The organism is Pseudoalteromonas aliena (genome assembly GCF_038155085.1).
Taxonomy (GTDB): Bacteria; Pseudomonadota; Gammaproteobacteria; order Enterobacterales; family Alteromonadaceae; genus Pseudoalteromonas; species Pseudoalteromonas aliena_A.
Map to the genome: position 1 here is coordinate 1 of NZ_JBAKAU010000263.1, position 211 is coordinate 211.

Genomic DNA, 211 nt, shown 5'->3' on the forward strand with positions numbered 1-211 from the left:
AAGGCAAACTCAGCAAGCACACCATTTGGTGGTGCTATTACTGCAGCGCTTTATTAAAAAGAATTTGTAGAGACAACCACTCCATGCGTACATTTTGATGTAATGGCATGGAACTTACGTGCATTACCAGGTCGTCCAACCGGTGGTGAAGCGTTAGGTATTGGCGCGGTGTTTAATTACCTAAAAAATCGTTTTAATAAGTAAGTTTTTT

1 pseudogene is annotated in these 211 nt (G+C 40.3%); it reads left to right on the forward strand.

What is annotated here, in order from left to right:
- Window positions 1-204: pseudogene (locus tag V6260_RS19330) on the forward strand (leucyl aminopeptidase family protein); the annotation flags it as partial.
- Between the last annotated feature and the right edge of the window lie 7 nt (window positions 205-211).